Below are 16,817 nucleotides of genomic sequence, written 5' to 3'. Positions count from 1 at the left end.
GTGAACGACTAGGGGCAAAGTATCATCCATACAAGTTTTTTATTTGCCATCCAAGATCGACTTAAAATATCTACCATTTTTAGTAAGCATTTTGCTATCTAAAGGCTGTTGAGGGTTAACCTCTGGCTTAAAAAATGAAGCTGCTTCTAATTTATTGGATATCGACCAACCACAATGAGATAGTTGATGTTCATCGATAAATGCTAGCCACTGCTCTGTACTATCATAGTCGATCTCACCGTCACCACTGGCATCGATAGTTCCCCATTCGGTAATAAATAACGCCAGCCCAGCATTAATGGCTAGTTTGGCTTTTTGGCGTAACGGTTCACCATGACTCGCAGCATAAAAGTGTAAACTATAAGCGATATTATCTGCGCTGGTGATCGGTGCTTGAGCAACCTGGTCAACATCCTGTGACCAAGTTGGGCTGCCCACTATGATGATATTATCAGGATCGATCTGTCGTATCGCCGCTATGACTTGCTCGGCATAAGGTTTTACATCCCGCTGCCATGATGCGTCATCTAAAGGCTCATTATAGATTTCATACAACACGTTAGGCTTGTCGCCATAGAGACGGGCAACCTTTTGAAAAAAATCAACAGCAAGTTCTGGTTCCAGATGTGCGTGATGGGAGTGCCAATCAATTATTACATAGATACCTTGCTCAATTGCGGCATCAACCACAGCTTGTAAACGGCTAAAGTTATCTTCGGGAAGTGCTTTATAGCCACCATAGTGCTCGACTCCAATGGCCGCTCGAATCACGTTAATTTTCCATTGATTGCTAAAATACGCCACCGTTTCTGCAGTGTAAAAGTCAGCACCAGACCAACCCGTGTTACTCCAGAAGAAACTTGGCCCAACCAGTTGTACCACCTCCGCGTCTGCTGTGACTAATTTACCATCGGAGATGCTCAGTTGGCCAAATTGTTCAACTGCCGTTCTGCTGAACCATGAGTAAATAGCACTCAAAAGTAGCATTAATAATGAACTTGTAATTAGAAATTTTATTTTCATCTTGCTCCCTTTTGATGCTAATCCTGTAACCGATAACTCAACTCGATTGCATCGCAATCAACAACAATCTTAAGTCAAATTCACGCTGCAAGTAATCTGGCATCATATGCTGGCATAATCGATAAAACGCCTTATCATGCTGTTTTTCTTTTAAGTGCGCCAACTCATGGACTAACACTGCCATTAATAATGATCTAGGTACTTGTTTCAAACTACTGCTAATCCGTATTTCATTTTTCGCTTTCAGCTTGCCACCATGATTTCTACTGGCATAAGTATGTAAACCTAAGGCCTGATGTTGCAACGATATTTTGTCGTCAAATAGCACCTTAGCAATTGCCCCTGATTTCTTCAAATAACGGTTTTTATAATCCATAGCTTGTTGATAAAGCTCATTATTAGTGGTTAAAGCAGGTTCTTGATAACGAGCTAATACCGCTTGCTTTAACTTACCGAGCTTATGCAAACTTACTACTTTATCAACGACATCAGCAGGGTAACCTTGTAGAAATTCTCGAATATCCATCATCGCTCTTTATTCTAAAAAAAAGCCTCAGCTATGCTGAGGCCTTTATTACCAATAGAGTACTACTCGCTCTCAGGCACACCATATATTTTTTGGTTCTGGTAAGCATAGGCCGCTTCAAAAGCACCCTTTTGTAATCTTTTCAATCCCATACTTTCAAAATCAGCATTGACAGGATTTCTTTTTAATTGCTCTTTAATCTGACTGGTGGTAATTGAGAATACTGGCACATCAGATAGCTGAATCGCGGTTTCAATTTTAAAACTTGCAGCACTGCCTGCATGCTTGCCTTTTTGATGGCGCTCAATAAAAACCACTTCATCCACTTTATAATCTTCCATTAGCTTACTGAAATTCTTATGGAATTTACGGATTGTGCCAGTATACTGACTTTTAGATACCGGAAAAACGCGAGTGCGGCAATCTGGAATATTGAAGGTATCTCCTTCATAGGTTAATAAACAAATAATAGCTTCACTGCCGACAATATCGACGCCACAAACTCTCATAATTATCCTCGTTATAACAACTGATCCGACCAATAATTGCTTGAACAATCATTCCGAACAGCATATTGTGCCGCCCAAACTATACTTCAATAGACAAATATACTATAGGCAGTAGAAAATGATTCGATTAATCACATTAATGACTTTAGCTCTAACTTCACACTTTAGCCATGCTATAACTGTATCTGATGTTGAGCTAAAAGATAATATTACCATTGAAAACCAGTCTCTTGCACTAAATGGTGCTGGGATTCGTGAAAAATTATGGATTGATCTCTATGTGGGCAGTCTATATACAGCACAAAAAACTGATAGTGCCCAGGCTGTTATAGCAGGTCAACAACTCAGTGCCATTCGCTTAAATATTGTTTCAGGCATGATCACCTCAGAGAAAATGAGCAATGCCGTGATCGAAGGTTTCGAAAATGCGATGGCTGGCGATTACAGCAGCATTAACACTCAAGTAGAGCAATTCCTTGGTTTATTTAGCGAAGAGATTGTTGAGGGTGACCAGTTTACCTTTATCTCTAAACCAGGTGTAGGCATTACTTCACTTAAAAATGGCAAGGAATTAGCAACCATTGAAGGTGAAGATTTTCGTCAAGCAGTGCTTAAAATATGGTTAGGTGATGAGCCAGCTCAAGAAAGCCTAAAAGAAGCGATGCTAGGCCAGTAACTCAAGCCAGAAAGAAAAAGGTTGGAGAAAATTCCAACCTTTTTTAACTAAAATTTGTAGTTAAATGAAACAGCGCCTGCACCATGGGGATCTAACTGCTCAGTGATACCCGAATCATTTAGTTCTAATTCACTCGCGACTTTATATCCCAAGTATGCACTGACTGAAGTTTCTTTACTAAAGAAATAGCTACCACGAAGGAAGTTAACCACTTCTGATACTTCTATTGTATTTTTAGCTTGATCAGCCAAAAAACGTTCCACTCTGTAGGCAGAACCAAAGCCAAATTGCCAATTCTGAATGCCACTGTACCCAATCTCTAATCCCGCACGACCAGTAAAGCCTGCTTCAAAGGGATTTGTTAGCTTCCACTCATCGTTGATCTGCCAAGTGATTACCGGATAAGGCATCACTCGAACATCATTAATATCATTTAAGTAGGCCAGACCCAAGCCAAATGCATTACCCGATTTAAAGGTTTTAAATGCCATCGCCACCACCCCCCAACTACTGGCATCTGCCGCATTCGCTTGCTGTGAGTATGCATATTGAAAACTCGGTGACAACATATACATCCAGCTATCATCACTTCGATAACCTAATGTCAAAGAACCGCCGTAACGTTTTACGTCTTCAAACCGGGCAATGTTATTTCTAAATAAAGTATCTGAGCTGAAATCAAAATTTAATATGTCATATCGAGCAGACAGCGATGTGAACCAATGACGACTGATCGGCTGCCGGTAATTTAAACTGAGCCCATAACTATCACGCTTTATCGAATCACCAGCTGCCAGTTCACTGTCTGCATTCATTACTGAATAGCCTGAGACTGTTACTGCGGGATAAGACCAACTTGGACGGCCCGATTTCTTTTCCTCTGCTATTGCTGGCAATGTGGTAAGTGTTACCAAAATCACTAATTTAAGTAGGTTCATCCCTGACTCCCTCGGATTGATTTGTCATTATTACTGCAAGACTTGATAGATGGATCATTGCCGACAACCGAATGCATAAAAAACGACCAACACTAAATATCATAGTCATTGATTGCAGTTAATGCCTCTTGAATTAAGTTGGCCCCCCTAACTGATGACCCGTAATTCCACTCATTGCATTACTTGTCGACAATTCGGCGCTATCAAACAACAAAGAACCTATAGTAGACGAACTAAAATAGGTTCATGCACAATTATGTTGAAGTTAACGATTTATTGATACCTTACTAAATTAGGTAAACTGTCCACTGCATATCGCGCCTGCCCATCTTCAACTAAGATAGTACTTCCCTTAGGAGCACTAAAGTTTGTTGGACTAAGTGTAAACTCACTATCAGCTTGGTGATAACTCAGGCCTGTCTTTTCGTTCACATGGGTAATGCTTAAAAACGCCGGCTCAGTGGTGTCCATACCTGCTTTCAGTTGCCAATCTGCTATTCGAATTTCAATATCTTGGGCAGGAGATAATAGCTGGATCGGAATAAGCTGCGACAGTTGCTCGTTGATATTGATGACTGTTAAGAACCGATTCGCTGTTACTTTTTCGGAATTAAAACTTCCGTGCCACTGAGCTGGAGGGGTGTTGATCCTACTATGCTGTCCGCGCCAATACTTAGTTAAATTACCTTTCCAATCTGTCGGTGGATTTACCCAGTTATTATGGACCTTCACATCGGCAGAATGACTACTAAAGTTATAGGCAACGGCGGCTCCCTCTGGAGTTTTCAGAATAATACTGTTATCTGCAGCAGTCATTTCCCCCTCAGGGGCATTCAATAACAAAGACCATTGCACTGGCTCTTTAGCTTCAAGCTCATCGTATATAATCAAGGTATGGGGGGGTAAAAATACAAGATGGCGACGGAACCGGGTTACCGCTGAAGGCTTATCAAAACCTGCCGTACTTAAGCCTATTTTCTCCATTTCATTACGATAAGCTTGTGCCAGCATCTGACCATTGTATGCATTAGAAGCATCCCCTAAGGCATAGCTAATTTTTTCACCATCCAAATACCTTGCCTGCCAACCATAGCCGCTTGAAGACATAGCTTGACCTTTACCATCCACTAAGATTGTATTATGTGCCCGAGAGTGAACATAATCGGCTAAACTATGGGGATCGGCCCAGCTGGTATAATAGCCCGTTCTATAAAATAAAGGCTTACCATTAAGACTCAGATTAAATGCATTTTGACTTGCTTGAGCATGGCCAATATCCCCATAAGGGCTGGATTTCATTGAAACCATAGTATTGTTACTAGGATCAGCTAAATTAGAGTGCATCACCACCACACCTGTATCTTCAAACAACGCTGACTTAGGCCACTGTAACTGCTGTTGATTAAACCTTGCACTTTGTTTTTGTAAATAGGGCAAAACAAACCAATCCAGCTGCTTACGAGCCTCATATTGAGCAGATAACGGTTTATTATTAATTCCCGCCCATACTGAACTGTGTAACAACTGGTAGTATGGATCGTCAATCAACCACTGCAAAGCTTTGGCCAATGGCCGCATTGCGTTGCCGCTTCGCATATTACCCGCATCTCCATAAGGACCGTTTGCATGGTGTTTAACAGGGCTTGTTGTAACGAGATATTTACCTAGGTTGCGATACCAAGGCAGTTTGAAAAAATCATAGCCGGTTAACTTAGTTAACCAAGCTGGCATCAAAAATAATGTATCAGTGTTCGCACCAAAATAAGTATTGCCAGGTACCCAGCCACCATCATAGTTACGGGTATTTGCCGGCCAACCTTGTATCATCAATTGATAACTATATTGCAGCCATTGTTCAGCTTCTTCTACTTCCCCATACAAAATCAAAGCGGTGGCAAAGAAATTCCTGAAGTGATGTTGCCAAAAATGACTACTACCAACTTGATATTCTGAGCTGCCCAGCATGTGCTGAAACTCTTGTTGCTGGTTTTTCACCAACATCCCTTCTAAAAAGCGCCTAGCTGGCGGCTTTAAATAGTGATACAAGGTGTCATATGCTTGGGCTAATAAAAAGTAATAGCTGCCACTAAAAAAGTCATTGGTAATACCGGCTTTTTTAGCTTTATTCATGCCCACCATAATATCTTGCAATTGTTGTAAAGCGTGAGCGGCATAGGCTTGATCGCCTGTCATAATATAGGCTTTCAAAATATTAACGTAATTGGTCGCAATCTTAGAAAACTTTTCTTTGCTTTTTTTACCTAAATACAAACTAAATTGGCGCTCTGTTAAATTGTTCTTACGCTTGGCCAACTCAACTTCATCATCAAAATAGATGTTTTCTGGCAAGGGATCTAAATTAACATTTTTGCGTAAGAATGTGCGGTAGTTATAATCTATTTTGTTGATATGAGACTTAAGATCAAAGTCATCGATAAGATATCTAGGTCTCAAATTCGATAATTTACCTTTCCACTGAGAGAAAGCTGGCGCGACAAAATCATATTCATTGCCATCTATGGTAAAATCATAGACCTCAAGCCAGTGTATTGTTGCTGATTGTGGGCTACTGTGGCCGTATTGCCAGTACCATTTACCTTGCCTAAGAGCTTGATGTGGATTAAACATGGCCCACTTTAATGGACCTGACTCGATAGCCGAACTAAAGTCTGGACTTTTACTAAGTCTAAAGTAGTGATCCTTACTAGCCTTTCCTCGGTGAGGATCAAAATACCTGAGTGTGGGAGACTTTAATTGGACCTTATGCCCAACAGGAAAAGCTAAAGTCGATTTCTCTTCAATTAGCACTTCTTTATTTATTTGTAGTTCTGATTCAGATAGCTGTGAGACGTTCGCCTTATTTTTTAACCATGAGAGTTCCTCTTTAGAATACTGCAGCCCCGAAACAGGTAAACTGCACAATAGAATCAGAAAAATACTTGGGGTTTTATATAGATTCATTTTTTACCTCATAAAAAAAGCAGCGACATCAAATGCCGCTGCTTTTATCGTTGCCCTAGACTAATTGCTTGGACGCACCCAATAAGCAGGTTTACCATCAATCGTTAAACGCATGCCATCTGGTGCTTGTGCTTCAGTTGGCAAAGTAAAACTGTCATCTAACTTATGCATATTAGAGTACTCGTTGAACGGCTGTGAGCCCGCTACATTTAGTTCATACGCATCAGTTAAGCCATCACCATCACTATCGGCTTTGCCAGTTAACAAACATGGGATGCCACCTGTGATAGCATACGTGTCGCCCGCTGCAATATCTAAAGCAGGGCATAAAGCACGTTTGTCGCCATTGGTCATTCCTGAACGAGACGTATCAACATCATCAAGAAGTGCCATATCGGAGCCCTGCACATAGTTTTGAGCATCAGTCCAACTCGCTGGTATTGCCGTGACATCGGTAGCGATATGGAAAGCAATACCATCACGGGTCAAGCCTACTGCAGCACTAAGGGCTCCTGAAGTCTGCTTGCCAACCTGAATATCAGTGACCTGCTTTGCCGTTAACTCAGCTGGGATAACCCAAGGACCGCCTTGTGCCTCACCGACTTGGTACTTATCATTTACCAGTTCACCACTCTTAGGAAGCAGGATAGCCCCTTTGTAAACCCCTTTATAGAAATTATTATTCCAGTAAGCACGACTGTGACCACGCCCTTGACGGATCACCACCCCACCAGAGAATAATGCCGCCGAAGCTTCAGACTGAGTGCCTTCGTTCTCAAATAAGGTTAAAGCAATTTGCCCCTCACCTTGAACACCTGTGGTTTTATCATAGGTTGCAATACCACCACCGTTGGCGTTACCCCAAGATGAGAGAGTACCATCCTCTTTAATCGCCACAGCTGAAGCATGGTTCCCTTGTAAAACTAAATGCTTACCCGCCGCAGGCGTCGCTACAGAGCCAACACCACTAATGGTACCATCTGCCAGTAGCGCCACAGCCCCAACATTAACAAGGTCGACATGAATTGCAGGGTTAGCACTGGTAGTGGTCAGTGTATATGTGTGAGCATCAACCCCCCAAGATACTGTAGTGCCATCTTCTTTAAGAGCAATGAACCCCTGACGCATACTGCTCCACTGACTTAATGAGCTATACAGAGCCTTAACACCAGTCTCATTAGTGATGACTCCGGCATGCCAGCTATCGACTACCCCATCCGATTGCAATGCAGCATAACCTTGTCTAGTTAAACGGACTTCAGCAAAATAAGTAGACGCTGCAGGAGTAAGGGCAAGTATATTGGCGCCATTATCAGGGATATTATCCCCCTTATAAGCCACAATAGTTGCGCTGCCATCTTTGTGGTATGCAACAAAACCTTCAATTGATTCAAAGGTTTGTATCTTCTGAACATTAACTAAAGTTGCGGCTTCATCGGAGAATGAGCCCCATGCTTTCACTGTGCCGTCTTCCTTAAGCGCAACAATTTGACTGCTAGTTGCGTTTAATGAAATCACCGGAGATGTTTCTGCGCCATAGGGCGCATAACGTTCTGCCGTGGACATGCCCTCTTGCCAGACTGTAACCGAACCATCTTCATGCAGCGCACCGCTCAGACCCAAAGAGTGAGTGGTCACTACCGCACCTACCGCTGCACGTTGAGGGTTTACAGTAACATTTTTTACAATGGTATCAACGCCATCACTGACGGTTAACTCAAATTCATAGTCAGTGTCAACATTGGCCAACGTAATAGGCAGTGGGTATGTGGCATCAGTGCCAACTTCAACCCCATTGGCATCTTTCCAAGAGTAACTAATCGTACCTTGGGGGACAACTTGTGAAACTTTGGAATCGATGACAAAGTCAACGTTATCGACAAGTGCCCCATCTTTGCCATCAAGCAGACTAGGAGTACGGACGATTAAATTAGAGGCAACCACACTAACAACGACATCTTCAGTTGCACTTTTTCCTCGGCCATCATCAACGGTATATCTAAATACAAAGTCCTGAGACTTAAATATCGCCGCAGAATCAAAAGTCAGCGTAAGTTCTTCTTCGACTTGATTAACCTGAACGACTGAAGCATCACCAAATGCTAACGCCCAAGTATGAGTAAGTGCATCACCGTTAGCATCTGAAGTTACCGCTCTAAGAACAACATCATTGTCTAAATCACCATCTACCTTAACGAGGTCTGCTGCTGGTGCTGAGATTGATTCAATAACAGGCGCTTGGTTTTGCTCAGTAACGGTAATGACCGATTTATCTGAAGCCGATTTGCCATTAGTGTCCGTGACGGTTAATTGCAATACGATTGTATCTGAGCCTTGAGGAGTAGTGATAACCTGTTGCTGAGCACTGGCTTGCTCGGCGGTCAAAGTGAAATTACCTGCAACCACTTCCCAAGTGTAAGTGAGTCCACCTTCAGCAAAGTGTTTGCTCAATACCGTTGGAGCAATCACCACTTCCGTATTATCCAATACATCAAAGTCTTCCAAGCTCACAATATTAGCATTATCACTAACAACCGTGACATTGAACTCTTGGCTTACTGAGTCATGGCCGTGGATATCCGCCACTGTTACAGATAAGGTAGTGCTTTCAAAAGCACTGTCAATAACTGGCGCAGTTAATGCCAATGATCCCGTGGCTGCGGCTAACAAAGTTTCATCAAATAATGCCGAAGTTTGCTGCCAAGTGAAATTCAATTCACTATTATCGGCGATATCGAAATAGCTGGTGATAGCATCAATTGATAAAGATGCGCCTTCCATTAATTCAATATCCGTTGCCAGTGATTGGCCTAGAGCATCCACCAGCCCAAGCTCAGCTTCCACATTTTTAACGGTATAAGTAAGCTCAAGCTCACTTGAATTACCATCGACATCAACCACCACTAAGGAAATTGCTCGTTGTTCATCCTCAAGGACACTGCCCGTTGCTAAGGTCACTTGTGAATCTTGATTGGCAATTTCTTGACCATCAACATACCAAGCGATAGAAGCTAAATTAGCATCGGTTTGAGTAATAAAGAAATCATAATCAGGTGACATACCTGCTGTTAATACTAAGTCTGTATTCTCATTAACTTCAATAGGTGTATCTGAGACTTTAATTATTGGTGCTCTTACAAATTTAATTTCATTATCTGTAATTGGCTGCGAATCGTCATCATGAGAACAAGCAGCTAAACTAGTAAGAAGCGCTAGGGTCAAAATATTCTTTTTCATTGCATCTCTACTTTTTATTCTATTAGTGATTTAAACGCATAAATGCGTATCAAGCAGATAAAGCTATCTTTGGTCATAAAATAGAAAATAAAACTCTGTTTAACTGACCAAAATAAATTCTAAAACTATCTACTTCACCATTTTTCCTAAGCAGTAATAAAGAGTTTCAGCTGAGCTGAAACTCTTTTACTATTTAAAACTCATAATTTAGTTGCACTGAATACATGCGTTCATGGTCATAAGGTAATGAACCATTAACACCAGGCATCCAAGATGCATTCTGAGTTCTTAAGTTGCTGAAATACAAGGTATCAAGGACGTTTTTAATCCTTAAGCTAGCGCTCCAGCGTTGCTTCGTATGGCGAATAGAAGCTCCCAAATCTAAAATACCGTAACTAGGATGTAAGGTATCCGGGCTCTGCTTAAGGTCATATTGAACTTCATCTTGCCAGCGCCAGAAACTATTTAGATTGAGTCGATAGTGATTGCCAAAGCTAGTGTCATAACGAGCAGAGATATTGTACTGCCACTTTGGTGTACCACGCATTTGACGGCCTTTCAACGGTACAGCATTCAGGGCTCTACCATTACCATCAAGATCGTATAAACCATCATTATTGAGGTCTAAATGATGACAACCACTCTTTTCCATTGCTTGTTCAAGGCTTAGGCCACCCCCAGATAAGGTCTGATACCAATCACGCATCGCCTCTTGACCACGAGAATCAGAACAACCGGTATACACTTCAGAGTTATAGAAGGCATCAACATAAGCTGCTGAACCTGCTATTTCGAAGTTATCCATAACTGAGACAGCCCATTGCAGCTCGGCACCACGGGAAATAACGCTTGGAATGTTGAATAAGCGACTGCCCGTTAAGCCCGTACTAGAATCAGGATCTGGGAAGCGGGTCATTTCCTGGAAGTTTTCAAAATCAGTATGGAACAGGTTAAAGTTAAACAAAACATGGTTTTCGAATAACATTGTTTTAATACCGATTTCAGATGCTTTTGACTTTTCAGGTAAAGCATAAAGTGCTTCACGGATGACGCCATTAGCAATATTCTTTTCTGGTGTATTGAATACTTCATAAGGGGCAATAGAACCTGATGCTCCCCATGCATAACCTTTATAACCAGTTGAATAAGCGACATAAAGCATCTTATTTTCGGCAAAATCCCAAGTTAAACCAGTTTTGTACATGAAATGGGTATCGCTTAACGTCGGAGAGATATATTCAACCCCTCGATCCATTAAATGCTGCGACACATGAACCCCGTCCATGGTTTGTGGCTGCTTAAATTGCTCTAAATACCTTTGCCATTCTTCTCGATTAACACTGGCATTTGGATTGCCTTGCGGCAGCAAGGGATCAAACACATCAATATTGCGTCCATCAATCACATACAGAGAATCTAAGTGGAAACCCGTCATGGTATCAGCACTACTTGCTTTGGAGCCTCCCTCTGGAGCAATATAGCGCGAATCATAATCGTACAGCTCACCTTGGATTTCAAACCCCGGTCTGAGATTATCCGGAAGATCAGGGTTCTCCTTGATAGAGTTTTGATAAGCCAAATGTTGTTCTAGATACCAATCAGAGAACACCTTAGAATTGAGCTGTTCACCATTTTGTAGGTTTCCTAGATAAGAATTACCCGCAGACTTAGTGTACATATTGGTTGAGTCTTTCAGTAATCGACCACCAAAGTAGAAAGTTAAGTCTTCCGTAGGATGAAAGTTAAATTGACCATACAGCGCCATATTTTCACTTTCTACCTGATACTTAGTTTCTCGAGCAGCATAGAAATCTTTGCCGATAAACTCCGTAGACGGGCTAGTCGGATCAAAATAAAGCACATCAGGAGCTGAAGCTTGGTCTAATGCCACGGCAACATTTTCATTTACCAGTGGATTAGCAAACCAATTTCTGTGGTTCCAAATTGGCTGAGTCCCTGCATTCATCGCGGTATTATTCGATTCATGAGTATGAGCACAATCGGTCACGGTAAAGTTATTATCAATACCAGGTGTCCATAAAGGCACATCATCGAGACTGTCTATGTTTGTACCAAACTCTTCGTTATACATCTCGTATTCATTTGCATACTTTGAGTCATGGTAAAAGGCCTTGCCGCCAACCCTTTCTAAGTTGTTGGTACACATATTTAAACGAGCTTCTTGATCGTTTAAGTTATGGTAATAGAACGCCCCTGCAACATAGTCATAGTTATCAAACTCAGGTGAAACAACTCTTAAATCAAATTGTTTAGTCGTCGTTTGTACTAATGAGTAATATTGATCAGTACCGGTAGCAAAAGGAGAGTTATCGTAATCTTTGTTACCTTCCGATTGCCAATCGCGGTACGCAGCTAAAGCAACCAATTCATACTCACCCATTGAACGGGTGTACTCTAAATTAACCCCAAAAGTATCAATGTTTGATTCTAATGAACCATCAAAGGCTGCAGCAACGTTGTCCTTCATGGTTTCATTGTAAGCTTTACGACTGTATGAATCTGCTACCCCATCTCTTGCTTCGCCTGTGCGATATAACCTCAGACGCTGACCATATTCATTTTGCTTGTAATTATCGACATCAAATGCAGCGCCTTTAAGTTGCATATATGAGTCTAATCCACCAAACATGTGGCGCATATATTCGATATTACCATCGGATTTCTGCTGGTGCTGTTGATAGCGCTCATCCCACCAAGGCTGGGATTGAGTACCATCACCTGGCAAAGCGATCGGTGGCGAACCATTAGAAGTCTTGGTTTGCTTAGTTAGCCTCAATAGTAGATCTGAATTATCATCAACAAACCACTGGAGCTGACCGCCCACACCAAAACGCTGATTCCAACGTCCATTTTTACCATTCTCTGGTTGCAGGTTTTCAATATAGCCATCATTTTCCGCTCCCATTAGATTGAAGCGATAAGCGAAGTCTTCATTTATTGGCCCGGTATGGCCGAAGCGCAGCATTTTTTGACCCTGGGAGTCAAAATCGGCTTTTATATAACCTTTATAATTTTCAGAATCAGGTCTTTTAGTAATAATGTGCACAACACCTGAAGCTGAGTTTTTCCCTAATAAGGTTCCCTGAGGCCCCCTTAAGATTTCAACTCGCGCTACATCCACCAATGATGAATAGACCGCATCGGTTTTAGCCAGAGTTTCACCATCAATCATTACTGAGGTGGAAGGCTCAATACCAACGTTAGATTGATTAGAACCAATACCACGGATCCTGATTTCAGATTCACCATCGGTTTGAGCTTGGTTTGCATTAAAACCTGGAACCATTTTTGTTAAATCAAACGCATCGGTTAAACCTAAACGTTCAATTTGTTCATCGGTAACTACCGATATTGAAATAGGCACTTCTTGTTCGGCCTGAGCTCGTTTTGTCGCGGTAACAGTAATTTTCTCAATTTCTGCATAGGCATTGCCGATTACACCAAGAGAAATACAAGCTGCTAGATAACTTTTAACTTTAAGCATCTACTCTATCCTTATTTTTATTCTGTAGGCTCAATCCATGAGTATGGGTAAGCTATTGAATTTTCATCAACTTCCGGCATTAACATACGGTCAAATAATGCAACACCATTAAGCCTGTCTGGACGTAAGCCGACAAAGTTTCTAGAAGATTGGAAATGCAATGACATATTGCTTTTAACCGCTCTTGCTTCTAAACCTGCGGTATTTTGCTCGACCATATCACTGATACCATCACCATCGGTGTCACTTCGACCAGCACTCAAACAAGGTTTACCGTATGTAAAAGTATAATTACCTGGCTTACAGCTATTACGCTCTTGGAAGTTAGTAAGACCGTCATTATCAGTATCAATATCGTCATACTGAACATAGAATTGGGAAACCAGGATATTAAAGGCCCCCTTCTGTGACGTTTCATTACCTTCAGGATTACCATTCCAGCCTAAAGATGGGCTAATCTCCTCATTAGCAATCTCTTGGTCATTGAAGACCACACCACCATCGGCGCGCAAAGCCAGCCATGAGCGATAGCCTTGAGAGATAGAGATAATAGGAACATCACCATTGACCATTTGCGCAACGGTTTTCGCATTTTCATCTGTCGCAGCACTTGGGTATTTAGTTGCCATCATGCCCTGAATGTCTTTACCTGTTCGGGATATAACCTTCCCTTTTGAGGTTAAGAACAAACCACCATACATACCCAAATCAGCATGGACAGGAAAACCATATTCAGCGGTCGAGAATACGACATCATTAAGCTGACCGGTGATATTATCAAACTTACCCCAAATGTGGAGATTGCCGTTAATCCCTAATGCAGAGCCCCAACGACCGCCATACCACATTGTTTGGACGAAGCCATCTTGTTCCGCAGCGGTGAAATTCAAATCGACATCATCATCAATGACAATTTGGTTAGCATCAAAACTAGGGTCAGTTGGAGAGCCCGCTGAAGATGCTTGACCAGCAAAGTAGTTCTTACCGTCTTGAGTCAAAATTGCGCCGGTGAAATCCCAAGTATTAGATGGCAATACATCAACAATATCATTCTTAGATGAACTAATATTGAAAGAGCGGAAATTGTTAGCAACCAAGAGTTTCTGTCTGCCAAACTCATCATCTGTGACTAACACGTGACCTTTTGCCATCGGAAAAACTGAAGCAACTTTACGACCTTCGCTGTTGGTAATGTTGGTCGCTTTTAATGCTGGCTTATTGGCATCTCGAGCCCCCGTTCCCCAGTGAACAAAGCTACCGTCTTCCCTTAAGGCAATGTAGCGCATGATATGTAAATCATCCCATGAAATTGAAGATGACACATCAATCACACCTGGTAATGTTGGGTCTTGTAACTCTTGAGGGACGTCAGCAATCCATTCAACAGGATCGCCATCTTTGTCAAATTGCGTGACTGGGTTACCATTAAATGTAGCCCCCCACTTGGCTCCCCATGCGGTAATGGTTTTATCTTTATGAATAGCGATAAAACCATGATGTGCTGGCACAATCTGCATTACTGGATTGCTAGTATCGGTGATCCTTGCGGTCACATCAGAACTGTCGCCACCATATTCAACGCGTCCCCAAGTCACTACCGTTCCATTTGCTTTCAAAGCAGCAAAAGCGCGGCCTTCATGATGGGTAAATACTTTAACAATATTGGTCAGATCAGGATTGGTGACAGAGCCTTCAATTAAGTCGCCGTTGGTCACGCCACCTTCAGAGCTACTTCCTACCGTAGTGACAGTGCCGTCCATATGAAGCGCAGCCACCGCACCTCGACTGATGGTGACATCAACCACATTCTTATTCGGACCTTCAGCTAATTTATCAATTTCCCAAGTGCTGCTATTACTCCAAGCGACGACGGTACCATCTTCTCTTAGTGCTGCATTTATGCTGCCACTGGCACTGAAAATTGCAGCGGTTGCAACACGACCCACTTTCACCGTTGTTAGGCGCTCTTCTGCACCATTAACAAGTTTAAGTTCGATACTTTTATCAAGCAGGGCATCAACTGAGCCATCTTTTGCACTAAGATCAAAATTAATTGAGCTTAAATCGGTCGAACTGGCTGTCGCCAATAAAGCTATCGCATCTGGATCGTTTTCCACCGCAGGCTGCCAAGACCAAGTACCAGCCGCAATGGCATTATTGACACTTGCGGTAATGGTATTTTCAGCCCCGTTTTTACCTAATGCAATAACTTGCTCTTGAGGTAATTTAAAGCGGAATTCAGCGCTATCATAAGTCAAAATATCGAATACTTTGTTGACCGAGTCAGTACCAGTGGTAATGGTCAAAGTAATTTGAATTCCCTGATCATTAGTGGTATCTGGAGCGACAAAACTGAATGAGGCGAGATCATTAGCACTTGGATTTTTAATCAAATTTTCAGCATTGGTTTGTGACCAGCTGTATTGAATTTCACTTGGCGGTGCATCAAATCCATCGACTTCAACAGCGAGTTGGATTTTTTCATTGGCTAAGGCTTCAACGGCATCTTTAGTTACATCAATAATTGCTGGTGTATCTAAGATGGTGACATTAAAGCTTTCGGACCAACTATCACCTTCATTATCGGTAACTTCTAGACGATAATTCCTAGTTTCGTCAGTAGGCACATATTCTGCTGAGAAAATTAAGTTAGCAGAGGTACTTAGAACTTCTTCTACACCATCGCCTTTGTCCCAAATCCATCGATATGAATCAATTCGACCATCTGGATCGATGACTTCAGAGTTAATGGTCAACGCACCAACATCACCGGCTAACAACCCCTCTTGAATGCTGAATGTACTCGCATATTGATGTTCTTGATAGGTTACTTGTCCATTTTCAGTTTGCTCAAATCTTGGATCTACCTTCTCCACAGAAAAAGCAGGATTATAAAAATTGATTGCTGGAGATAAGTTTTGCGATTCATCAGGCATTCTTGATTCGAAACCACCGTCTCCACAGCCACTAATCGTTACTGCTAGAACAGTAATGAGTAACTTTCCTTTCATATTGTTAAACCTATATAATAGTTTAATTTATAGTTATAATTTTTAAATATTTATAACTAATACTTATTATCAATCTGCCACAATAGAACATAAGCTATTTTTTTCTATCATAACTACAAGCATTAAATCAAACACACTAACCAAATAACCAACAACCAAACAAAAACCAATTTAATCAAACACTTACATTGTAAATCATTGTAAAAAGTGTCAACTAAAAACGATAAAACCATTAATTTGAGCTTAATTATCTATTATTTAATTTCATATATGGTTCACTTCCTTAATTTGAAACAAATATTAAAACCAAACAAAAAAATACAAAACCAATAAAAGCCAATACTATCAACACTTATAGCCAAACAACCAAAAAAAGCAGCGACACAAAACAACAAAAAAAGTTCAATAGTAAACTTTTAATAAAACACAAC

9 protein-coding genes are annotated in these 16,817 nt (G+C 41.4%); 1 reads left to right on the top strand and 8 read right to left on the bottom strand.

Annotated elements, in window-relative coordinates:
- Positions 1 to 39: 39 nt before the first annotated feature.
- From GFB48_RS01775 to GFB48_RS01765, 3 genes are all read right to left on the bottom strand, one after another.
- Positions 40 to 1,023 carry a glycoside hydrolase family 5 protein gene (locus tag GFB48_RS01775; RefSeq protein ID WP_163930541.1) on the bottom strand — a complete coding sequence of 328 codons (984 nt, stop codon included), beginning with the start codon at positions 1,021 to 1,023 and terminating at the stop codon, positions 40 to 42.
- A gap of 37 nt (positions 1,024 to 1,060) precedes the next feature.
- Positions 1,061 to 1,549 carry a M48 family metallopeptidase gene (locus GFB48_RS01770; protein WP_163930700.1) on the bottom strand — a complete coding sequence of 163 codons (489 nt, stop codon included), beginning with the start codon at positions 1,547 to 1,549 and terminating at the stop codon, positions 1,061 to 1,063.
- A 62-nt stretch (positions 1,550 to 1,611) separates the two neighbouring features.
- Positions 1,612 to 2,058, bottom strand: coding sequence for a DUF3010 family protein (locus tag GFB48_RS01765; RefSeq protein WP_163930539.1), 447 nt, complete (start codon positions 2,056 to 2,058; stop codon positions 1,612 to 1,614).
- 118 nt (positions 2,059 to 2,176) lie between these two features.
- Between GFB48_RS01765 and GFB48_RS01760 the strand changes: the two genes are divergently transcribed.
- On the top strand, positions 2,177 to 2,734 hold the full coding sequence (locus GFB48_RS01760) for a chalcone isomerase family protein (RefSeq protein ID WP_163930537.1): 558 nt from the start codon (positions 2,177 to 2,179) through the stop codon (positions 2,732 to 2,734).
- A gap of 47 nt (positions 2,735 to 2,781) precedes the next feature.
- Here the strand turns inward: GFB48_RS01760 and GFB48_RS01755 are convergent, their stop codons facing one another.
- The 5 genes from GFB48_RS01755 to GFB48_RS01735 all read right to left on the bottom strand — a co-directional run bounded on the left by GFB48_RS01755 (position 2,782) and on the right by GFB48_RS01735 (position 16,386).
- Entirely contained in the window at positions 2,782 to 3,672 is an 891-nt protein-coding gene (locus GFB48_RS01755) for a DUF6268 family outer membrane beta-barrel protein (RefSeq protein ID WP_163930535.1), read from the bottom strand.
- 273 nt (positions 3,673 to 3,945) lie between these two features.
- Complete coding sequence (locus tag GFB48_RS01750; protein WP_163930533.1) at positions 3,946 to 6,633, bottom strand: DUF4962 domain-containing protein; 2,688 nt, start codon at positions 6,631 to 6,633, stop codon at positions 3,946 to 3,948.
- A gap of 60 nt (positions 6,634 to 6,693) precedes the next feature.
- Positions 6,694 to 9,870: a hypothetical protein gene (locus GFB48_RS01745; RefSeq protein ID WP_163930531.1), complete on the bottom strand. Its 3,177-nt coding sequence runs from the start codon at positions 9,868 to 9,870 to the stop codon at positions 6,694 to 6,696.
- A 193-nt stretch (positions 9,871 to 10,063) separates the two neighbouring features.
- The gene (locus tag GFB48_RS01740; RefSeq protein WP_163930529.1) at positions 10,064 to 13,375 is read right to left on the bottom strand and encodes a TonB-dependent receptor; all 3,312 of its coding nucleotides are present in this window, start codon (positions 13,373 to 13,375) and stop codon (positions 10,064 to 10,066) included.
- A gap of 17 nt (positions 13,376 to 13,392) precedes the next feature.
- A complete protein-coding gene (locus GFB48_RS01735; RefSeq protein ID WP_163930527.1) occupies positions 13,393 to 16,386 on the bottom strand; it encodes a hypothetical protein in 2,994 nt (997 codons plus the stop codon).
- Positions 16,387 to 16,817 lie beyond the last annotated feature (431 nt).

Origin of the sequence: Paraferrimonas sp. SM1919 (genome assembly GCF_010993985.1) — a bacterium.
Lineage (GTDB): Bacteria > Pseudomonadota > Gammaproteobacteria > Enterobacterales > Shewanellaceae > SM1919.
Note: the sequence above shows the minus strand (reverse complement) of the source record. Positions and strands in the feature narration are given on the sequence as shown.